Source organism: Frigoribacterium faeni (assembly GCF_011761235.1).
GTDB classification, from domain to species: Bacteria; Actinomycetota; Actinomycetes; order Actinomycetales; family Microbacteriaceae; genus Frigoribacterium; species Frigoribacterium faeni_A.
The window spans coordinates 1,184,987-1,206,552 of sequence record NZ_JAAOYW010000001.1 but is presented as its reverse complement, the minus strand read 5'-3'; the positions used below and the strand labels follow the sequence as shown (position 1 = coordinate 1,206,552).

The 21,566-nt window shown below is 75.1% G+C and carries 16 protein-coding genes; 5 read left to right on the top strand and 11 right to left on the bottom strand.

Annotated elements, in window-relative coordinates:
• Positions 1 to 108: 108 nt before the first annotated feature.
• From FHR78_RS05620 to FHR78_RS05610, 3 genes are all read right to left on the bottom strand, one after another.
• Positions 109 to 3,852: an Ig-like domain-containing protein gene (locus FHR78_RS05620; RefSeq protein WP_166759449.1), complete on the bottom strand. Its 3,744-nt coding sequence runs from the start codon at positions 3,850 to 3,852 to the stop codon at positions 109 to 111.
• A gap of 227 nt (positions 3,853 to 4,079) precedes the next feature.
• Complete coding sequence (locus tag FHR78_RS05615; protein WP_166759448.1) at positions 4,080 to 5,174, bottom strand: VanZ family protein; 1,095 nt, start codon at positions 5,172 to 5,174, stop codon at positions 4,080 to 4,082.
• A 65-nt stretch (positions 5,175 to 5,239) separates the two neighbouring features.
• Positions 5,240 to 6,574, bottom strand: a complete 1,335-nt coding sequence (locus FHR78_RS05610; protein WP_166759447.1) for a hypothetical protein — start codon at positions 6,572 to 6,574, stop codon at positions 5,240 to 5,242.
• Positions 6,575 to 6,805: 231 nt separating this feature from the next.
• Between FHR78_RS05610 and FHR78_RS05605 the strand changes: the two genes are divergently transcribed.
• From FHR78_RS05605 to FHR78_RS05585, 5 genes are all read left to right on the top strand, one after another.
• A complete protein-coding gene (locus tag FHR78_RS05605) occupies positions 6,806 to 7,834 on the top strand; it encodes an ABC transporter ATP-binding protein (RefSeq protein ID WP_347878065.1) in 1,029 nt (342 codons plus the stop codon).
• On the top strand, positions 7,831 to 8,817 hold the full coding sequence (locus tag FHR78_RS05600; protein WP_166759446.1) for an iron-siderophore ABC transporter substrate-binding protein: 987 nt from the start codon (positions 7,831 to 7,833) through the stop codon (positions 8,815 to 8,817). Before FHR78_RS05605 ends, FHR78_RS05600 begins: the two co-directional genes overlap by 4 nt.
• Before the next feature lie 4 nt (positions 8,818 to 8,821).
• Positions 8,822 to 10,897, top strand: coding sequence for a Fe(3+)-hydroxamate ABC transporter permease FhuB (locus FHR78_RS05595; RefSeq protein WP_166759445.1), 2,076 nt, complete (start codon positions 8,822 to 8,824; stop codon positions 10,895 to 10,897).
• A 420-nt stretch (positions 10,898 to 11,317) separates the two neighbouring features.
• Positions 11,318 to 12,910: a cryptochrome/photolyase family protein gene (locus tag FHR78_RS05590; RefSeq protein ID WP_166759444.1), complete on the top strand. Its 1,593-nt coding sequence runs from the start codon at positions 11,318 to 11,320 to the stop codon at positions 12,908 to 12,910.
• 177 nt (positions 12,911 to 13,087) lie between these two features.
• A complete protein-coding gene (locus FHR78_RS05585) occupies positions 13,088 to 13,312 on the top strand; it encodes a hypothetical protein (RefSeq protein WP_166759443.1) in 225 nt (74 codons plus the stop codon).
• A 241-nt stretch (positions 13,313 to 13,553) separates the two neighbouring features.
• Here FHR78_RS05585 and FHR78_RS05580 read toward each other — a convergent pair whose 3' ends face one another.
• From FHR78_RS05580 to FHR78_RS05545, 8 genes are all read right to left on the bottom strand, one after another.
• Entirely contained in the window at positions 13,554 to 13,835 is a 282-nt protein-coding gene (locus FHR78_RS05580; RefSeq protein ID WP_166759442.1) for a hypothetical protein, read from the bottom strand.
• Positions 13,836 to 14,856: 1,021 nt separating this feature from the next.
• A complete protein-coding gene (locus tag FHR78_RS05575; protein WP_166759441.1) occupies positions 14,857 to 15,459 on the bottom strand; it encodes a TetR/AcrR family transcriptional regulator in 603 nt (200 codons plus the stop codon).
• A 216-nt stretch (positions 15,460 to 15,675) separates the two neighbouring features.
• Positions 15,676 to 15,924: a zinc-ribbon domain-containing protein gene (locus tag FHR78_RS05570; protein ID WP_166759440.1), complete on the bottom strand. Its 249-nt coding sequence runs from the start codon at positions 15,922 to 15,924 to the stop codon at positions 15,676 to 15,678.
• Positions 15,925 to 16,100: 176 nt separating this feature from the next.
• Positions 16,101 to 17,300, bottom strand: a complete 1,200-nt coding sequence (locus tag FHR78_RS05565) for an adenosine deaminase family protein (protein WP_243862012.1) — start codon at positions 17,298 to 17,300, stop codon at positions 16,101 to 16,103.
• Complete coding sequence (locus FHR78_RS05560) at positions 17,300 to 18,373, bottom strand: extracellular solute-binding protein (RefSeq protein ID WP_166759439.1); 1,074 nt, start codon at positions 18,371 to 18,373, stop codon at positions 17,300 to 17,302. The genes FHR78_RS05565 and FHR78_RS05560 overlap by 1 nt, the downstream gene beginning before the upstream one ends.
• Before the next feature lie 143 nt (positions 18,374 to 18,516).
• Positions 18,517 to 19,653 carry an ABC transporter ATP-binding protein gene (locus FHR78_RS05555; protein WP_347878064.1) on the bottom strand — a complete coding sequence of 379 codons (1,137 nt, stop codon included), beginning with the start codon at positions 19,651 to 19,653 and terminating at the stop codon, positions 18,517 to 18,519.
• Entirely contained in the window at positions 19,650 to 20,597 is a 948-nt protein-coding gene (locus FHR78_RS05550) for an ABC transporter permease (RefSeq protein ID WP_347878063.1), read from the bottom strand. The genes FHR78_RS05555 and FHR78_RS05550 overlap by 4 nt, the downstream gene beginning before the upstream one ends.
• Positions 20,594 to 21,418, bottom strand: coding sequence for an ABC transporter permease (locus FHR78_RS05545; protein WP_347878062.1), 825 nt, complete (start codon positions 21,416 to 21,418; stop codon positions 20,594 to 20,596). Before FHR78_RS05545 ends, FHR78_RS05550 begins: the two co-directional genes overlap by 4 nt.
• Between the last annotated feature and the right edge of the window lie 148 nt (positions 21,419 to 21,566).

Here is a 21,566-nt window from a genome sequence, read left to right as displayed (position 1 = left end):
CGAGTGTGTCGAGGGCCGCCGAGAGATAGCCTCGAACGTGCACGGGGTGCACGGACGAGGGGCCGGGCACGCGCGCGGCGTGCCCGGCCCCTCAGGGTGCGGAGCGGATCAGCTCTCGGTGCCGCGGCGACGACGCACGACGACGACCGTGACGCCGGCCAGCATCAGCGCGACCGCGGCCAGGGCGGCCTGCAGCACGCCGTCCGAGCCGGTGAACGCGAGGGCGCTCTCGACGGGCGACGCCGGTGCCGACGGGGCCGTGGGGGCGTCCGGCGAGGCGGGCGACGCCGGCGTGCCGGGCTGCGTGCCGGGCTGGGGGTCGGCCGGTGCCGGGTCGGCGGGTGCCGCCTCCACCGTGATCGTCAGCTCGCCGGTCGCGCGGCTGCCGTCCTCGCCGGCCACCGAGTAGGTGATCGTCGCGGTGCCGGTGGAGCCGGGCTCCGGGGTGAAGGTGACGCGGCCGTCGGTCCCCACCTCGTAGGTGCCCTCGCCGGGCACCGTCACCGTGGTGACGAGCGTGCCGGTGGCGGGGTCCACGAGCCGGACCGAGCCCGGGTCGAGGGGCGACGAGCCGGGGCCGTCGTTGCCCGCGACGTCCACCGTGACGGGCGTGCCCGGCCGGGTGGTGGTGCGGTCGGCCACGGTCGTCGGCGGCGTGCCCACGGTCACCGTGACCGTGGAGGCGCTGGTGCCGCCGTCGACGTCGGCGATCGCGTACGGCGCCGTGGCGTCGCCCGAGAAGCCGGCCTCCGGCGCGAAGGTGATCGCCCCGGTCGTCGTGTCGACCGAGAACGTGCCCTGGCCGGCGACGACGAGGGTGGCCACGAGGGCGCCCGAGGGGTCGACCAGGCGGACGCTCGTCACGTCGATGGGCGTCGCCGCGTTGCCCGCGACGTCGTTCCGCAGCGGGTCGACCGTCACGGGGGTGCCGGCCGGCGTGGTGGCGGCGTCGGGCGCCGCAGTCGGGGCCACGGCGGCGACGGTGACCGTGACGGGGGCCGTCGCGGTCTCGCCTCCCTGGTCCGAGACCTGGTAGGTCACGGGCGAGGTGGTGCCGGTGAAGCCCTGCTCGGGCGTGAAGGTGACGACGCCGGTGGTGCGGTCGACCGTCCAGGTGCCCTCACCGGGCACCGTCAGGGCGCGGTCCCCGGCAGAGACGACGGCGCCGACGGGCTGACCGGCGTCGGGGAAGACGACGGTCGCCGGGTCGACGGGGGTGCCCCCGGCGACGCCGGGGCGGTCGTTCGTCGTGACGTCGACCGCGACGGGCGTGTTCTGCTCCGTCGAGGCGTCGTCGCCGGCGGCCTGCGGGCCGACCGCGGTGACGGTCACCAGCACCCAAGCGGTGGCGGTGCTGCCGTCGACGTCGGACACGCGGTAAGAGACCGGCGTCGCCTCGCCGCGGAACGAGGCCATCGGAGTGAAGGCGACCTCGCCCGTCCGCCCGTCGATCGTCCACGAGCCCTGGTCGGGGACGATCAGCGAGCGGCCGTCGTCCGAGAGCACGGCGCCCTTGGGCTGGCCGGCTGCCGCGAAGACCACCGAGGTCCGGTCGAGGGGCGTCATCGGGTTGCCCGGGGCGTCGGTGGCGAGCACGTCGACCGTGACGGGCGAACCCTGCGGCGTGGTCGCCGCGTCGTTCTCGGCGACCGGGGCCACGGCGTCGACGGCGACGGTGAACGACGCGGTGGCCGTCTCCCCGCCGGTGTCCGACACCTGGTACGCGACCGGGGCCGCGGTGCCGGCGAAGCCGTCCTGCGGGGTGAGGGTGATCGCGCCCGTGCTCGGGTCGATCGTGTAGACGCCGTCGCCGGGGACGGTCAGGGTGCGACCGTCGTCGGCGACGACGGCGCCGGCGGGCTGACCGGCGGACGGGAAGACGACGGAGCCGCGGTCGAGCGGGGTGCCGCCGACGACGCCGGGACGGTCGTTCGCCAGGACGTCGACGGTGACCGGCGTGTTCTGGCCGGTGCTGCCGGTGTCGGAGAGGGCCACGGGGCCGACGGCCGTCACAGTGACGGTGATCGTCGCGGTCGACGGGGTGCCGTCCGCGTCCGAGACGCGGTAGGTGACCGGGGTCGCGTCGCCGCGCAGCTGCGCGTCGGGAGCGACGGTGACCGCACCGGTGCGGGGGTCGGCCGTCCAGACGCCCTGCCCCGGCACGGTGAGGGTGCGGCCGCCGTCGGAGACGACGGCGCCTGCCGGCTGACCGGCTGCGGGGAACACGACCGACGTGGCGTCGAAGGTGCCCTCGTCGTTGCGCAGCGGGTCGATGGTCACGGCCGTGCCCTGCGGCGTCGTCACGGCGTCGTCCTGCGCCACCCCGAGGTAGCTCACGGCGACCTGGCCCGAGGCGCGACCGCCCGCGGCGTCGCTGACCGTGTAGGTCACCGGGGTCGGGTTGCGGGTCGTGCCCTTCTCGGGCGTGAAGGTGACCGCGCCGGTGGCGGGGTCGACGGTCCAGACGCCCTCGCCGGGCACGGTGAGGGTGCGGGCGTCGCCGCTGAGCGTCGAGCCCGAGACGGCGGGGGCGGTCAGGGCGAGCGTGCTCGGGTCGGGGTCGCCCGTGGCGCCCTTCAGCACGTCCACCGTGACGGGCTGACCCTGGCGGTTGCCCGACGAGGCCGAGTCGACGACGACGGGCTTCAGCGGGTTGGCGAAGGAGCACTTCACGTCGCCGCCGGCCGCAGGCACGGTGAACGTCGCGGACGAGCCCTTGCCCTCGGAGACGGTGGTGCCGTCGACGAGGTTGGTGCAGGTGTACGACGTCGTGTAGTCGGCCGGGTCGGTGGTCGCGTTGCCCGCCGTCTGGGTGACCGTGTACTCCTGCCCGGGCAGCAGGATGATGGGCCCCGCGGTGGCGGGGTCGCCGGCGGGCGTGGTCGTCGCCGAGTTGTTCCCGGTGATGCCGCCGCCGCCGAGGGTCACGGTGAACTGGTCGTCCCCGTCGTGGCGACCGCCCGAGAAGGCGGCCTCGACCTGGCCGGTCGAGGGTGCGGCGCGCGAGCCGAGGTCGCTGATGGACACGCTGACGGTCTTCGTGTCGAGCCTGTCGCCGGTGACCGGGTTCACCTTGAGGAACCCGTTCTGGCCCGATCCGGCGATGTAGAGGTAGCCGTCGTCGCCGAAGGCGAGCGAGTTGAGGGCGCCGGTGGTCGAGATGGAGGGGCCGACGGGCTTCGCGTCCGTGTTGCCGCCGGCGAGGTCGGCGGCGTCGACGCGGTAGAGCTGCGCCGTGCCGGGGCTCACGGTCGACGGGGTGCTCGAGATGAAGTAGAGGTTGCCCTGGCGGTCGAAGGCGAGGTCGCCGTTGTTGCCGGGCGGGTTGGGGGCCGTCACCCTGACGGCCGGGGTGGCGACCGCGCTCGTGACGGGGTCGTACGAGGTGAAGGTGAAGACGGTGCCGTTCGACTGGCCGCCGAAGAAGTAGCGTCCGCTCTTCGGGTCGACGCCGCCCATCGTCAAGGGCACCGAGGGGTCGGCCGGGCGCGGGGTGACCTTCCACTTCTCGCTCTTGGTCGAGTACTGGTAGATGTTGCTCGCGTTCGTCAGGAACACCATGGTGCCGTCGCCGGAGAGGCCGATCTGGTTCAGCCCCGTGGGGGCGGTCCCGCCCTCGGGGGTGGGGACGACGAGCACGGTCGTGGCCGTGCCGGTGGTCCGGTCGACCGAGACGATGTTCGACGTGTTCTGCTGCGTCGCGTAGAGGCCCGAGGCCGGGAACGGCTCGGCGGCGGAGGCGACCGTGGGCGCGACGAGCGCGGCGGTGCCGGTGGCGAGGACGACCGCCGTGGTCGCGGCGATCCATCTCTTGATCGGTGGTCGGGTCCTTGCTCGGTGTGCTGCGGTCACGCGGGTCTCCTGATCAGGGCGCAGCGACGTGCCCTCGAGGGCAGGCCGCTGCTGAGCCGACACGGGGTCGGCTCAGGTCGGGTGGGTGGTCGCTCGGGTGCGACCCTCCGACGGTAGCGCCGGGTCGGGGGACCCCGCGGTCCCCAGTGAGGGGGACTCGGCGGGTCCGCCCGCGTCCCGGCCAGGGTGCTCCCGCTGCGGTCGTCGAGCTGGCCCCGGGGTCGGCGTCAGGTGCGCTCGTCCACGACCCCGAGCCGCGCGACGGCGTTCGCGAAGCCCCGCCGGTCGCGGGTGGCCCACACCCCCACGACGGCTCCGACGGCGAGCACGACGGCCACGGCTGCGGCGACGGCCGACGTCGACGAGAGCGCCGACGCGAGCGCCCAGCCGCCCGAGCCGAGCGCCCAGCGGACGAGGCGCTGCCCGGCCGACGGCCTCGGCTCGGGCCGCAGCCGGGTGACGATCTCGCCGAGCGTGCGGCCCGTCGTGAGCACGAGGACGAGCTGGGCGGCGGGGGCGACGAGCGGGGCCGCCGCGAGGAGCACCACGCCGACGCCGGACGCGGGGTCGCGCTCGGCGACGGCGAGCCCGATGCTGACGACCGAGCTGAGCCCGCCGCCCGTCAGCAGGATCGCCAGCAGGTCGCAGGCCATGCCGAACGCCCGACGGCGCACCGTGACCGGGCGCGCGTCGTCCCGGTCGGGATCGGCGCCGGGGCGGCCGAGCAGCAGCAGCACGGGCGCGACGGCCGTGCCGAGCAGGGCCCCCGCGGTGTTCGCGAGCAGGTCGTCGACGTCGAAGAGCCGGTAGGCGCAGGGGAACAGGAACCAGTCGCCGGTGAGCTGCGTCAGCTCGATCAGCAGCGAGATCGCGGCACCGGCGAGCGTCCCGGCCACGACGCCCGCGAGGCGCCGACGGCGCGACCCCGTCCGGCCTCGTGTGAAGTGCGCCACGAGCATGCCGAGCGGCACGAAGAGCGCGACGTTGAGGGCGACCTGGGCCACGGCGCGGTTGCCGAGCAGCGAGCGGGGGCCCGTCACCCCGCCCTCCTTCGCGATGTCCCGGACGAACTCGAACGGGTGCAGCTGCGGTGCCGGTGCCGGGCTGCAGAGCACGGCGGCGTCGGTCGTCCCCGGCAGCGGCAAGAGCGTGTACGTCACCAGGGCGAGGGCGTAGACGACGGCCGCGAAGGCCAGCAGGGCGTTGCCGAGGCCGAGCTCGCCCCGGCGTCGGTACTGGACGGCGGCCCAGGGCACGAGACCGACCACCGCGAGGACGGAGCCGAGCACGAGGGCGATGACGGCGTTGGAGGCGACGGCCATGCCCGTAGCATGTCACGTTCTAGGCGGCCTGCCCGGCCGGGCGACCGGCCGGGCAGGCCGTCGGGTCAGCTGCGGTCGGCCGGTGCGGCCGCGATCCGCGAGCGACGACGGAGGCGCGCGCCGACGGCGAGGACGGCGCCGAGCAGCAGCAGGGCCGCGCCCACGGCGATCGGGGCCGTGGTCTCGGAGCCCGTGTAGGCGAGGCCCCCGCCGCTGCCGGCGGCGCGCGTCGCGACCACCGTGTTCACGGGAGCGGCCGCCGGCGAGACCGGGGTCGCCGCGGGTGCCGCGGCGGCGGCGGTCACCGCGAAGGTCACGACGTCGGCCGTGGCCGACGTGTCGCCGGTCGTCGTGTCGACGAGGGCGGCGGTCGCGCCGAAGTCGCCCTCGGGCAGCACGAAGCGGGCCGTGAAGGTGCCGTCGTCGGCGACGGGCACGAGGGCCACGGCGTAGCCCTGGTCCGCCTCGAACTCGACCGGGTCGACGTCGTAGAAGTCCTCGTCGGGGTCGGCGGCCTGCTCGGCCGTGGTCACGACCGAGGCCGACGAGCGAGCGGAGGAGCCGGTGGAGCCGAAGCCGTAGCCGAAGCCCTCCTGCAGGTCGTCGGGCAGGCCGACCGCGACGACCGCGGCGGTGCCGGGCGTCCCGCCCGAGCCCGACACGGCGACGACGCCGGCCGTGGCGCCGGTCGGCGCGACGAGCACGGGCGCCGCCATCTGCTCGGCGACGGCGATCTCGGCGGCGCTGGTGGTGCCGTGGGCGTCGCTCACGGTCAGGGTCAGCGTGCCCAGGGCCAGGTCGGCCGGCACCTCGACCTCGAACGACGTCGATCCCGACGCGTCGAAGACGAACGGGGCCTGGCTCGGGTAGATCGTGAAGACGTCGCCCTTCGAGACGGCGGGGCCGTCGACGCGTGCCGACACCGGGTCGCCGGGGGTGAAGCCCTCGACCCAGGCGCTGAACGACGACCCGGGGTGGGCGACGGCGGGGTAGGCCTCGACGAGGGGGTCGACGACCGGGTCCTGCACGACGACCGTTCCGCCTCCTCGGGGCGACGCGTCGGCGGCGGCGTTCGCCGGCGCCTGCGCGGCCGGGGCCGCCTCGGGCGCGGGGCGGGTGCCGACGGCGGTGTTCGAGGGCACGGCCGACGGGTCGGCCGACGGCGTGGTCGCGGGCGTCTCGGCGGCCGGGGCCGCGGGGGCGGACCCGGTGCCGGCTCCCTCGGCGGGCGCCTGGTCGGCGGCGGCCGGGGCGGCGCCGTCCGTGACGACGGGCGCGGCCGAGGGCGACGGCGACGGCGCGACGGCGTCGTCCGCGAAGGCGGCGCCGGGCACGAGGACGAGCGCGGTGGCGAGGGCGGCGGCGCCCACGGTCGATCGGATGCGGTGCGGTGCGGTCATGGCGTTCGTCCCCGGGAGCTGGGCGCCTCGAGCGGGCGCCGTCCCGCCGACCCTAGGGGGCGCGGCGGCGGCCGTCGTGACCCCAGAGCGGGTCAGCGCAGGCCCCGTGACCGGATCGTTGCCGACACGTCCCCCGTCCCGTCCGACGCGGGGGACGACGGGCCCTCCTGTCTCGGCGTCGAGCCATCGGGGTTGCGGTGGGTCACTAAGGTGAGGCTAACCTCAGTTCTCGTGACCTCACTCGACGCAGCCCTCGCGCCGCCCGCCTCCTCGGCCCTGCCCGCCGTCGCGGCGACCGCGCCCGCCGGGCAGGCCGCGCCCGCCGGGCAGGCCGCGCCCGCCGCGCAGGCCGCGCCCGCCGCGCAGGCCACGCCCACGGCGCAGGCCGCGCCCACCGCGCTCGTCGCCGACGGGGTCTCGGTCGCGTACGGCGCCGCCGACGTCGTCCACGACGCCCGCCTCGAGCTGCGCCCCGGTCGCGTCACCGCCCTCGTCGGCCCCAACGGCAGCGGCAAGTCGACGTTGCTGCGCACCGCCGCGCGGCTGCAGCGGGCCCGGGCCGGCACGCTGTCGCTCGAACCGAGCCCGTCGCCCGAGCGGCAGGACGAGCCCGGCCCGGCCACCGGCCCGGCCACCGGCCCCGCCGACGGCCTCGCCCTCTCGGTGCGCGACTTCGCCCGCCACGTCGCGCTGCTCACCCAGGGCCGCCCGGTGCCGAGCGGCCTCAGCGTCCGCGACGTCGTCGAGTTCGGCCGCCACCCGCACCGCGGCCGGTGGGGCAGGGGAGACGCAGGAGGTGCGGTCGCCGTCGACCAGGCCCTCCGGCTGACCGGCGTGGCCGGCCTGGCCGACCGCGGGGTCGACCAGCTCTCGGGCGGGCAGCTGCAGCGCGTCTGGCTCGCCAGCTGCCTCGCCCAGCAGACCGGGGTGCTGCTGCTCGACGAGCCCACCACCTACCTCGACCTCCGCTACCAGGTCGAGCTGCTCGACCTGGTCCGCGACCTCGCCGACGAGTCCCGCATCGCCGTCGGCGTCGTGCTGCACGACCTCGACCAGGCCGCGGCGCTCGCCGACACCGTCGTGCTGCTGCACGAGGGCCGCGTCCGGGCGACCGGCACGCCCGCCGAGGTGCTGACCCCCGACCTGCTCTCCGAGGTCTGGGGCATCGACATCGAGGTCGACACCGACCCCGCCACCGGCCGGCTCCGCACCCGCGCGGTCGCCCGACACCACACCAGAACCGAGAGGCTCCTGCCATGACCACCAGACGACGCGTCCTCGCCGTCACCGCCCTCGCCGCCTCGGCGGCCCTCGTGCTCGCGGGCTGCGGCACCACCGAGGAGGCGGACCCCGGCAGCGACACCGCCTCGGGCGAGCGCATCACCCTGACCGACGGCACGGGCACCGAGGTCAGCCTCGACGGCCCGGCGACGAAGGTCGTCGGCACCGAGTGGAACGTCGTCGGCGACCTCGTCTCGCTCGGCGTCGAGCCCATGGGCGTCGCCGACGTCGCCGGCTACGAGGCGTGGTCGTCGGCCGTGCCGCTCACCGGGGAGCCGACCGACATCGGGACCCGCGGCGAGCCCAGCGTCGAGACCGTCGCCTCCTTGGCTCCCGACCTGATCGTCGCGACCACCGACCTGCCGGACGACGCGGTCGAGCAGCTGCGCGACATCGCGCCCGTGCTGCAGGTCGAGTCCGCGAACGCCGCCGACCAGCTCGGCCAGATGCAGGCCAACCTCGAGATGATCGCGACCGCGACCGGCACGACCGACCAGGCCGACGCGGTGCTCGCCGAGTTCCGGCAGGCGATCGCCGACGGCACCCAGGCCCTGGCCGACGCCGGGCTCGACGGCACCCGCTTCGCCTTCGCCGACGGCTACGTCGACGCCGGCCAGGTGAGCATCCGGCCCTACGCGCCCGGCTCGCTGATCAGCGACGTGACGACCGAGCTCGGCCTCGTCAACGCGTGGGACCTCGAGGGCGACCCGGCCTACGGCCTCGCCTCGACCGACGTCGAGGGCCTCACGGCGCTGCCCGCCGACACGCAGTTCCTCTACTTCTCGAACGCCGTCGACGGCGACCCCTTCGCCGACACCCTCTCGACGAACGCCGTCTGGCAGTCGCTCCCGTTCGTGCAGTCGGGCGACGTGCACCGCCTGCCCGACGGCGTCTGGGTCTTCGGCGGGCCCGCCTCGATGACCGCCTACGTCGACGCCCTCGTCGAGACGCTGACGGCCTGACCCGGTGACCGTCACCGCAGACCGGCAGGAGGTGCGGGTCGCCGCCCCGCCCCGTGCCGGCCGCGGTGCCGTGGCCGTCGTCGTCGCGCTGGCGGCCGTCGTCGTGCTCCTCGCCCTCGTCGACCTCACGCAGGGCACCGCGGCGGTCGGCCCGCGCGAGGTGTGGCGGGCCCTGACCGGCTCGGCCACGGCGGGCGACGCCTCCGTCGTCGTCGCGTCGCGGCTGCCGCGCACGGCCGCCGGCCTGCTCGTCGGGGTCGCGCTCGGCGCGGCCGGGGCGGCGCTGCAGACGGTGAGCCGCAACGTGCTCGCCTCGCCCGACACCCTCGCCGTGAACGCGGGGGCGTACGCGGCGCTCGCCGTGGCCTCGGTGACGGGCCTGTCGCTGCCGCTGGTCGCCTCCTCGGGGGTGGCCTTCGTCGGCGGGCTGGTCGCGGCCGGCGTGGTGCTCGCGCTGTCGGGGCTCGGCTCGGGGTCGGTGCGGCTCGTGCTCGCGGGCAGCGCCCTCGCGCTCGGGCTGGCCAGCGTGACGAGCGCGCTGCTGCTGCTGTTCCCGCGAGAGACCGCCGGGCTGTACCAGTGGGGGCAGGGCAGCATCGGGCAGAACGGCTTCTCGTCGGTGGCGCAGATGACGCCCGTCGTGCTCGTCGGCCTCGTCGTCGTGCTGCTCATGACGCGGCGCCTCGACGCCCTCGGCCTCGGCGACGACGCCGCCCGCAGCGTCGGGGTCGACGTGCGCACCACCCGCGTCGTCGCCGTCGTCGCGTCGGTGCTGCTCTCGGCCGGCGCGGTCACCGTCGCCGGGCCGATCGGCTTCGTCGGCCTCTGCGCTCCCGCCTTCGTGCGGCCGCTGCGCCGGCTCGTGCCGAGCGTTCGCCGCACCTGGGCGTTCGTCTCGCTCGCGGGCCTCGCGGGCGCGGCCGTCGTGCTCGCGTCGGACGTGCTGCTGCGCGCCGTCGTCGGCGCGGACGCGTCGGTGCAGGTGCCCACCGGCATCGTCACCTCGATCGTGGGAGCGGTGGTGCTCGTGGTGCTCGCCGTCCGGGCGCAGGACCGCGGCGGGTCCGCCCCCGCCGAGCGGCAGCGGGTCGTCTCGCGCCGGCGCTTCGCGGTCGTGGTCGCGCTGCTCGTCGTCGCCGTGGCCGGGGTGGCCGTCGCGGGCGTGCTGCTCGGCGACGCGGTGCTGCTGCTCGGCGACGTCGCGAACTGGCTGTCCGGGCGGGCGGGGCCCGTCGTCACCTACGTGCTCGACACGCGCGTGCCGCGGGTCGTGGCCGCGCTGCTCGCCGGCGCGGCGCTCGCCCTCGCCGGCGGGCTCGTGCAGGCGGTCACGCGCAACCCGCTGGCGGAGCCGAGCATCCTCGGCGTCTCGGGCGGGGCCGGGCTCGGCGCCGTCGTCGCCGTGACGACCCTGCCCGCCGTCTCGGGGTGGGGCGTGGCCGGCTCGGCGTTCGCGGGGGCCGTCGTCGCGGCCGTCGTCGTGTTCGGCCTCGCGGCGCGCGGGGGGTTCCCGCAGGACCGCCTGGTGCTCGTCGGCGTCGGGGTCGCCGCCGCGACCGCCGCGTCGATCAGCCTGCTGATCGTGCTGACCGACCCGTTCGACGGTGCCAAGGCGCTGACCTGGCTGTCGGGGTCGACCTACGGCCGGTCGTTCTCCGACTCGGCGCCCGTGGCCGCGGTGCTGGTCGCCGCCCTCGCGGTCGCGGCCGCCCGGCACCGGCAGCTCGACCTCGTCGCGCTCGACGACGACACCCCGCGGCTGCTCGGGGTCTCGCTGTCGCGGTCGCGCCTGCTGTTCCTCTCGGTCGCGGTGCTGCTCACCGCGACGGCGGTGTCCGCCGTCGGCGTCGTCGGGTTCGTGGGGCTCGTCGCCCCGCACGCCGCGCGCTCGCTCGTCGGGGCGCGGCACGCCCGCGTGCTGCCCGTGGCCGTCGTGCTCGGCGCGGCCCTCGTCGGCCTCGCCGACGTGCTCGGCCGCACCGTCATCGCGCCGGCCCAGCTCGGCGCGGGGCTGCTGACCGCGGTGATCGGGACGCCGTACTTCGTGTGGCTGCTGTGGCGGGGGCGGGCCGGGCGGTAGGGGCCGGGCCTGCCGGCTGGCCGGCCCGGCCGGTCGGCCCGGGGGCCGAGTGGTCCCGTGGTGCTCTTCCCGCCCCCGGGAACGACCTTTACCGACCACTCGCCCTGGCCGATTAGCTAGCTGGCCGCGGCGAGAGGTCCCGATCCGACCCTCCCGCCCCCGGGAACGACGACTGACGACCACTCGCGCCGGCTGGCTGGGCCCGGCTCGCTGTGCCGAGAGGCCCGAATTCGACCCTCCCGCCCCCGGGAACGACCGTTCTCGGCCTCTCACGCCTGCTCACGGCCGACTCCGGCCGGCTCGGGGCCGAGTGGTCCCGTGGTGGCCTTCCCGCCCCCGCGAACGACCATGTCCGACCACTCGCCCCCGCCCGGGGCTGGGGCCGGGGCCGGTGTCGGTGGCCGGGCGTAGGTTCCGGGCATGTCCGAGACGCCGCACGCCGACGCCCCCGCTCCCGGCCCCGCCCCTGCCCCCGCCCCCGCCCCCGCACCTGACGCCCCTGCGGCTGCTCGAGGCTCCGCCGCCGGCGACGACGGGCCGCGCGCACGGCTCATCCTCCCAGGGCAGTACGGCGACGAGTTCGACGACGGCGGCCCGGTCGTCGTGGTCGAGGCGCGCGAGTTCTTCACGCGGCGGCCCATGCACCGCGCGAAGGCGCACCTCTGGCTGTCCGCCCTGCGGCATCGGGTCGCCGCGCTCGGCGACCGGGCCACCCACGTGCAGGTCGGGACCCTCGACGAGGTGCTCGACGACGCCGCCGGGCTCGGTCCGTTCGAGGTCGTCGACCCGCCCGACCGGCAGCTGCGGCGTGCCGTCCGCCGCGAGGGCCGCGACGTGCGCGTGCTGCCGAGCCGCGGCTTCGTGACCAGCGAAGAGGACTTCGCGACCTGGGCCGCCGCACGCACGGGGCGCCTCCTGATGGAGAACCACTACGAGACCGTCCGACGCCGCGAGGACTGGCTGATCGAGGGCGACGGCCCGGCCGGCGGCAAGTTCAGCCTCGACGAGCAGAACCGCAACCCGCCGCCGAAGGGGGCGACGACGCTGGGTCAGCCCGACCCGGTCTGGCCCGACGAAGACGGGGTCGACGACACCGTCCGGGCCGACCTCGACGCCTGGGCCGCCGTAGGCGACGTCGTGTTCGTCGGGGCCGACGACCGTCGACGGTTCGCCGTCACGCCCGCCGAGGCCGAGGCCGCCCTCGAGGACTTCGTCGTCACCCGCCTCGACGACTTCGGCCCCTTCGAGGACGCGATGCTCTCGAACGACTGGACGATGTCGCACTCCCTCCTCAGCGTGCCGATGAACCTCGGGGTGCTCGACCCGCGACGGGTGATCGAGCGCGTGCTCGAGGCCCACGCGTCCGGAGGTGCGCCCCTCGCGAGCGTCGAGGGCTTCGTCCGGCAGGTCGCCGGTTGGCGCGACTACGTCTGGCACCTCTACTGGCACCTCGGCGAGTCGTACACCGTCGACAACAACGCGCTCGCGGCGACCGAGCCGCTGCCGCGCTGGTGGCTGGAGGTCGACGCGTCCGAGGTGCAGGCCGAGTGCCTGCGCAGCACGTTCGAGACGGTGCACCAGCACGGCTGGACCCACCACATCCAGCGGCTGATGATCCTCGGCAACTGGGCGCTGCAGCGCGGCTACCGGCCGGCCGACCTGACCGACTGGTTCACCGACGTCTTCGTCGACGGCACCGAGTGGGTCATGCCGGCGAACATCGTCGGCATGTCGCAGCACGCCGACGGGGGAGTGGTCGCCACCAAGCCCTACGCCGCCGGCGGCCGCTACATCCACTCGATGAGCGACCACTGCGAGTCGTGCCCGTTCTCGCCGACCGTGCGGCTGGGGCCGAAGGCGTGCCCGTTCACGGCGGGCTACTGGGCGTTCCTCGACCGGGCCGAGCCCGCGCTGCAGGGCAACCCGCGCATGATGCGCCCGCTGCAGGGGCTCCGCCGGCTCGACGACCTCGACGAGGTGGTCGCGCAGGAGGCGGCGCGCACGACTCCCTGACCGGTCGCCTCCTGCGTGTCGTGCGCCGCGCCTCCTCGGGGTCGCGGTCGTCGGACCCGCCGCCTCCGCCGAGGCCGGTGAGCGAGGTGACCACAAGTGGGGGCCGTCTCGATTCCCACCCGGGGGCCTCGGGCTGCGAACATGCTGCAGACCCGATGCGACCCCGAGGAGGCCCTGATGAGCGACGCCGAACGACGCCGCCCCCTGTTCGTCGACGACGTGACCGATCCCGGGGTGTGGGAGGCCGCCGCCGAGCGCCGCGCTCTCGCTGCCTCGGCTCGCCGTTCGTTCGCACGTCGCACCGCCGACCACCTCGGCGGAGCCCTCGGGGCCGTCGGGGTCGCCCCGGCTCCGCGCGTGCTGCTCGACGCCCTCGAGGACGAGCAGCTCTCGCCCCTCTGAGCACCTCGCGGCCGTGGTGCGTCGGCGCCCTGGGCTCGTCAGCGATCTGAGCGCGCTGGGTCTGTTGGCCCCCTGAGCGCACCACCGTTCTGAGCGCGCCGGCGACCTCTGGCTCTGCTGTGCCTCGGAATGCGTCGGCGTTCTGAGTGCGTCGGCGGCCCCTGCGCCTGTGCCCGCGTGACCCCGTGCTCCCCGCGGCGGCGCAGTGAGTGCACGGCCCAGGCTGGCCCGACGCGTCGGCTCAGCCGGCGGGGGTGCCTGCCTCGTCGTCGCCGACGAGGTCGCTGTCGTCGAGGTCGCCGAGCTCGTCGTTGCCCGCGGCCTCGATCCAGTCGGTGGCCTCGTCGGACAGGTAGAACTCGTCGGCGTCGACGTCGGCGGCCCAGTCGTCGTCGGCCGACGGCTCGCCGGTGACGGCGGTGATCTGCTCCAGCACCCAGGCGGGGACGGCCTCGCCCGCGTTGTCGATCAGCCACTGCCGGGTCGAGGGGACGAGCTCGGACCACCATTCGTCGATGCGCATGCCCCGAGCCTGACACGTCGACCGCCTCCCGCGCCCATCTCGGCTGTCCGCCGTCGCCAGCCGGCCCGGCCCGTGGCTCGACGTCGCTCTCCGGGGTCGAGGTCTCAGGCGCGTCCGTCGCGGTGCGGCGGTCCCCCCTCCGCCTGGCGGCGCGCCCGCCGCCGTCACCTGAGTCCTCGACGCGGGCGCGGGCCCTCGCGCCCCGAGGCGCGGCCGACGCGTCGACGTCTCAGGTGTCCTCGTCCGGCGCCCAGGGCTGCTCGGGGTCAGGCGGCTGCGCCCGCCGCCGTCTCCTGAGTCCTCGACGCGTCGGGGCGGGCGCCCGCGCCGCGCGGCGCAGCAGGGCTGTCGGCGATTCAGGTGTGCTCGTCGCCGCGCCCGAGGTCTGCAGGGGTCAGGCGGGTGCGTCGGCCGCCGTGTCCTGAGACCTCGACGCGTCGACGTGTTCCGGGCCGTCGAGACATCGGGCAAACGGTGCGGCGAGGTACTCCCCGAGCGTGCGCGTTGACCATTCAGGTGTGCTCGTCCCGGCGCCCCGGGCCGCCCTGCGCCGGGAGGTGCGTCTGTCGCTGCCGCCTGAGACTTCGACGCGTCGGGGAGGTCAGGGTCGCCGAGAACGAGGACCGCCGTGTGGCGGCCGTACTTTCCGTTCGGGCGCGTCGACGGTTCAGGTGTGCTTGTCGCCGCGCCCCGGGCGACCCTGCGCTGGAAGGTGCGTCGGCCGTTCTCTCCTGAGACCTCGACGCGTCGGGGTGGTCCGGGCCGTCGAGAGATGGAGCCGGCAGGCGGCGGCCGTACTTCCCGTGCGGGCGCGTCGACCGTTCAGGTGCACTCGTCGCCGCGCCCCGGCTTGCCCCGGAACGAGCAACCGCGCCCGCAGCCGTCTCCTGAGAGCTCGACGCGCTCGCAGCATCCAGGAAGGCGGCCCGGCGGGTTCCTGAGCCGTGCACGGATCAGGACTCCGCCTCCCTCCCTCGCGGGGATCAGGACGCAGGTTCCTGAATGACGGCGACAGCCAGGGTCACCAGCCGCGCGTCAGCCCCTCGAGCCCGAGGTCGAAGGCGACGACGACGTCGACGTCCGGCTGCAGGAGCATCTGCAGCTGCAGCCCCATGTACAGGCTGACGACGGTCGGCGCGAGCGCCGCGACGTCCGTGCCGGCCGGCACGTCGCCCTGCGAGAGGTCGAAGAGAAGCCCCTGCAGCACCATCGCGTGGAAGTCGCGGTAGCTGTCGCGCACGAACCGCCCCGTGAGGTCGGCCGCGTCGGACGACCCGATCGAGAACGTCATGAGGGTGCGCGACAGCCCGCGGTGCGCGCTGCTGTGGGCGACGAGCCCGCGCATGAAGCCGAGGGTCGCGCTGCCGGCGGTCTCGCGGGCGACCTGCTCGAAGCGGTCGAGGTTCCAGCGGTCGACGGCGGCGAGCACGAGGCCCTCCCACGAGGGGAAGTGCCGCTCGACGCAGGTCGGCGACATGTCGGCGACCCGGGCGACGGCGGCGATGTCGGTGGAGGCGAGGCCGAAGACGTCGAGCGCCTCCACGGTCGCGGCGACGATGCGCTTGCGGTCGGCGACGCTGGTCTCGAAGGCGCTCGGTTCGTGGTGCGCGGTGATGGTGCTCACGCGATCTCCTCGGTGGCTGGGCTGGGGCCGCGGCGGGTCGGTGAGTCCCGCCTGTCGTCCGTCCCCCCAAGCTTGGGGCAGCGGACCGGTCCCGACCAGACCCTCCACGCCCCCAACACAGGTGCCACGGGGAGCGGCAGACCCCGAGGAGGCGCGCCCCCGACCCCGAGGACACCCGAGGAGGCGCGGGTCCAGACCCCGAGGACGACCCGCCCCTCAGCCCCGTCGCGCCGCCCACTCCTGGGCGTGCTCCGCCTGCTGTCGGGTGAGGTCGGTGACGCCGCCGCAGTTGGTGCACTGCACGTGGTACCGCTTCGACACGGTCAGCAGCGGCACGAAGAACAGGGTGACGCGGGTCGAGCGCCGGACCACCTGCTGGTCGACGGCCTGGCCGCAGAAGCGGCAGGCGAAGACGACGACGGTCAGCAGGGCCTGGCGTGCGGAGGTGCCGAAGAGCAGGAACATCCCTCGACGCTAGCGGGGGCGTCGCGGCCGACGTCCAGCCACGACGCGCCCGACGCCCCCGGGACGCCCGAAGCCCCCGACCCCGACGCCCCGGAACGCACCAAGCCCCCGACCCCGGCGACCCCGACCCCGGGACCCGACCCGCCACCGACCCCGGCACCCGGCACCGAGCACCCTCAGCCCGCGACCGACCCCAGCTCCGAGTCGAGCGCGTCGAGCTCGGCGACGAACCGGTCGCGCAGCGCCCGCTTCTCGGCGGCGGGCAGCCACGACGCGTCGACCCCGGCGAGGGCCATGCCGCGCACCTGGTCGGCGGTCGCGCCGATCTGCTCGGACACGATGCGGTACTCCTGGGCGAGCGACGTCGGGAACATGCCCGGGTCGTCCGACGCGGGCACGACGTTCAGGCCGGCGTCGAGCATGGCGGCGATGGACGCGCGTCGCCACGGCCGCCACGACCGGCGCGACGTGGTCGAGACGACGGTGAACGCGACCTGCTCGTCGCGCACGCGCGCCACGACCTCGTCGTCCTCGAGCACGTAGTACCCGTGGTCGATCCGGTCGCAGCCCAGCTGGTCGAGGCAGGTGACGGTGTTGGCCGCGGTCGGCGCGTGCTCCGACGAGTGGGCGGTGCGCCCGAGCCCCGCCTCGCCGGCGAGCCGGTAGGCGTCGACGAAGCGCTCGGGCGGGCCCGAGGTCTCGAGGTTGTCGAGGCCGATCCCGGCGACGTACTCGTGCGGGTGGTCGACGACCTGCTGCACGAGGGCGAGCGCGTGCTCGCCCGACCTGCTGCGGTCGATGCCCTGGATCATCCGGCCCGTCATGCCGAAGTCGCGCTCCGCCAGCCGGATGCCCTCGGCGTACGCCTCGACGGACCCGGCGTAGCCGAGCGACTCGAGATGCGGCGGGACGGCGTCGAAGAACAGCTCGAGGTGACGGGTCCCGCTGGTGCGGTGCGCCTCCTCGAAGGCCTCGTAGGTGATGCGCGTCAGGTCGTCGGCGTCGCGCAGCACCTCGACGACCCAGTTCGACGCCTGGAACAGCGAGTACGACACCTCGGGCTCGTCGGCGCTGCGCCCCTGCGGCACGGGGATGCGCGTGTCGCGGTAGAGCGCCGGGTCGGGCGGCAGCGAGTTGATGTCGGCGAAGATCCGCTCGGGCTCGTCGGGCAGGGCGAGCCCCTCGCGCCGGGCGAGCTCGGCGAAGGTCGAGGCCCGCACGGTGCCGATCAGGTGGCAGTGCAGATCGGTCTTCGGCATGCGGTCGAGGTACCACCCCGGCAGGGAGGCGCCCGCCGCCGTGCCGGGATCGCTCGCCGCTGCCGGGGACAAGGCCCGCGCCTCCTCGGCCGTCCGGTCCTGTGTGGAGGAGCTCATCAGCGCGACGTGACCTCGCGGGCGAAGCGGTCGACCCAGTCGGCGCGCGTGGGGACGAGCTCGGTCGGGTCGAGCGTCGAGTAGCCCGCGGCGATCGGGTCGGCGGCGATGTCGCCGACCACGTCCTGGATCGTGGAGGGGATGGTCGCGTCGGGGTTCACCGGCAGGTCGCCGACGATCTCGGCGGACGACGACTGGGCCTCGGCCGACAGCAGGTAGTCGACGAACTGGGCGGCGCCGTCGACGTTCTCGGCCCCGGTGGGGATCATGGCGCGGTTCGTGGCCATGTACTTGCCGGTCGCGGGCGGGGTCCAGGCGACGGGCTCGCCCGAGGCGACGAGGTCGGTGGCGAAGCCGCTGAGGGCGTCGGCGGCGACGATCTCGCCCTGGGTCAGCAGGTTCGTGACCTCGGTCGACGAGCTGTAGAACTGCAGCACGTTCGGCGACCACTCGCCGAGCTGGTCGAGGGCGGCGTCGATGTCGTAGGGGCCGTCGCCGTGCTCGGAGGCGACGCCCGAGACCATCAGCTGGCCGGCGGTCACCGAGATGTCGGGAAGCGCGACGCGTCCCTCGTAGGCCGGGTCGCCGTACAGCGACCAGTCGGCGGCCTCGTCGGCGTCGAGCTCGTCGGTCGAGTAGAGCGTGCCGTTGAGCTGGTAGCTGTAGGCCGGGCCGACGTAGGAGTCCTCGGTGGCGAAGTCGGCGATCGTCTCGAGGTTCGGCACGGCGGCGGCGTCGACCTGCTGGAACAGGTCGTCCTCCTGGCCGAGCGCGGCGTAGTAGTCGCTGATCAGCATGACGTCGACGCCGGGGTCGCCGTCGGCGAGCTGCAGCTTCGACAGGCGGTCGGCGTTCGAGCCGGTCTCGATCTCGACCTGGATGCCGGTGGCCTCGGTGAACGGGTCGACCACCGCCTCCTGGAACTCCTCGACCCCGAACGGGAACGTGCTGACGACGATCGTCTCGGCGTCGGACGACGACGAGTCGCTCGACGAGCAGCCGGCGAGCACGACGGCGGTGACGGCGAGGCCGGCGGCGAGGGCCAGCGGTCGCGTGCGGGCGGTGCGGGTCATGGGTGGTCCTTTCGACGACGGCCGGGGCGGCCGGGGCAGGGCGGAGGAGGTGCGGTGCGGGAGAGCGAGGAGGTGCGGCGCGCCTCTCCCGGCCAGGCGGACGAGGAGGCGGTGGTCAAGATGTGAAGGAGGCGCGGCTCGGCTCAGTCGGCCAGCGCCACGAGCCGGGACGCCGGCGCGGTCACGGCGACGTCGTCGCCCGGCGCGAGCGACGAGGTGCCGGTGGCGCGCACGTCGGAGACGAGGCGCACGCGGGCGCCCGAGTCGTCGATCGCGGCCACGGTGACCAGCTGGTCGACGCCGCGGTACGCGACGTCGGTGACGGTGCCCGTGAGGTGCAGGCCGCCCGCCGGCGATGCTGCCGGCCGACCCGCGCCTCCTTCGCTCCCCTCGACGACGAGGTGCTCGGGCCGCACGGTGAGCGAGGTGCCGTCGGCGGCCGAGACGAAGTTCTCGTAGCCGAGGAACTCGGCGACGAAGCGGTTCGCGGGCGCCGGGAACACGCTCTGCGGGGCGCCCTGCTGCATGATGCGACCGGCGCGCATCAGCACCATGTCGTCGCTCATCTCGAGGGCCTCGTCCTGGTCGTGGGTGACGAGCACGACGGTGAGGCCGGTCTCGTGCTGGATGCGGCGGATCTCGGCGCGCATCTGCACGCGGAGACGGGCGTCGAGGTTCGAGAGCGGCTCGTCGAGCAGCAGCAGCTTCGGGCGGATCGCGATGGCGCGGGCCAGGGCGACGCGCTGCTGCTGGCCGCCCGAGAGCTTCTTGGGCTTGCTGCCGGCGAGGTGGCCGAGGCCGACGAGGTCGAGCGTCTCGGCGACGCGGCGGGCGCGCTCGTCGGCGGGCACGCGGCGCAGCTTCAGGCCGTAGCCGACGTTCTCGGCGACCGACAGGTGCGGGAACAGCGCGTACGACTGGAACACCATGCCGAGGCCGCGCTTCTCGGGCGGGGTGCGGGTGGCGTCCTCGCCGTCGATGAGGATCGTGCCGCTCGTCGGCGCCGAGTAGCCCGCGAGCATGCGCAGCGTCGTCGTCTTGCCGCAGCCGGAGGGGCCGAGCAGGGTCGTCAGCGCGCCGCGGCGGATCGACAGGTCGACGCCGTCGACGGCGGTGAAGTCGCCGAAGACCTGGCTGACACCGCGCAGCTCGGCGGCGGGACGGTCGGCGGCGTGGTCGGCGCCGTGGTCGGCGGCGCGGCCGGCGGCCGTGGTGCCGGCGGGGCGCGCGTCGGCGGGGCGGGCGTCGGTGCCGGTGCCGGCGGGGTCCGTGGTGCTCACTTGTTGATGCCTCCGAAGATCTGGGCGAAGCCGACGGTGCGCTCGGCGACCACGGCGACGACGACGGTGGCCACGAGGATCAGCGTGGCCATGGCGGCGACCATGGGGTCGTAGCTCTGCTGCACGTAGTCGAGCATCGTGACCGGCAGGGTGCGGAAGTCGCGGCTCTGCAGCAGCAGCGACAGGGGGACGTTGTTGAACGAGGTGACGAAGCTCAGCAGCGCGGCCGAGAAGATGCCCGGTCGCAGCATCGGCAGCGTGACGGTGAAGAACGCGCGGACGGGGCCGGCGCCGAGTCCGCGGGCGGCCTCCTCGAGCGAGGGGTCGGCGAGGGCGAGGGAGGCGCCGGTCACCCTGACCGCGTACGGCATCATCAGCGCGGTGTGGCCGATCAGCAGTGTGGTCGAGTTCGCGAGCCCGAAGCCGATCATCAGCTGCTGGTAGAGCGCGAGGCCGACGACGAGCTCGGGCACGATCAGCGGCGACAGGAACATGCCCTCGATCAGCCCGCGCCCGGGCAGGCGGCCTCGGTGGATCGCGAGGGTGACCGGCACGCCGACGGCGAGCGCGATGAGGGTGGCGAGCACCGCGAGCTGGAGGCTCGAGACGAGCGCGCCCGTGAAGGGCTCGTAGGCCACGGCCTTCTCGAACCACTGCAGCGACAGGCCCTGCGGCGGGAACGTCAGCGTGCGGCCGCCCGTGAACGCCGTGGCGACGACGAACAGGATCGGCACGATCATGACGACGTAGCCGGCGACCGCGAGGGTGCTGGCGACGGGCTTGCCGGTGCGGGGCGTCCGGACCGAGCGGGCGGGGCGGCGCGACCGGGCCGGTCGGCCGCCCTGGCCGGGACGGTCGGGTCCGTCGGGCAGCGCGCGGGCCTGGCCGTCGGTCTGGTCGGGTCCGCCGGGCAGCGCGGGGGCCTGGCTGTCGGTCTGGCTCACTGGGTGGCTCCCTTGCGGGCGACGAGCGACGCGAGGCCCGAGACGACGAAGACGAGCACGGTCATCACCAGGGCGGTGGCGGAGGCGCCGGCCCAGTCGATGGTGACGCTCGAGTAGGAGAAGAGCTGGGTGCTGAGCATGCGCTGGCTCGACCCGCCGAGCAGGTACGGGGTCGTGTACGCGGTGACGGAGCCGGCGAAGACGAGGGTCGCCGCGACGACGATGCCCGGGCTCGACAGCGGCACGACGATGCCCCAGAAGGTGCGGGAACGGCTCGCGCCGAGGCCCCGTGCGGCGTCGTCGAGGCCGGCGTCGACCTGGGCGACGGCGGAGTAGCACGAGATGATCGCGAGCGGCAGGAACAGCTGGGTGAGGCCGAGCACGATCGCGAGCTCGGTGTAGAGCAGCTGCGGCGCCCGGTCGACGAGGCCGAGGCCGACGAGCAGCTTGCCGATCGCGCCCTGCGAGCCGAGCACGACGAGCCACCCGAAGGTGCGGACGACGTTGCTGAGCAGCAGCGGGAAGATGGCGAGCGCGAGCAGCACGCTCGACCAGCGCGACGTCGACCGTGCGAGCAGGTAGGCGATCGGGAACCCGAGCACGATGCAGACCACTGTGACGATGAGGCCGAGCCCCACGGTGCGGCCGATGATGCGCAGGTCGTACGGGTCGGTCAGCATCTGGCCGACGCGGGCGACCACCTCGCCCGTGCCCACGCCGGGAGGGGCGACGAGCATCGCCAGCGACGGGACGAGGAACCCGACGAGCAGGAAGGCGAGCCCGGGCAGCAACAGCAGCAGGGCGGTCTTGCGAGTGGTCACGACGAGCCTTTCGTGGCGGTCGGGGTACGACGGTCGTACGGGTGCCCCGACGACGCCCGCGGCGACGCCGACGAGGGCGGAGCAGGGGGGTCGAGGAGGCGGTGCAACCGGTTGTGCAACCGGTCTCATCAACCCTAGGGTGCCTCCG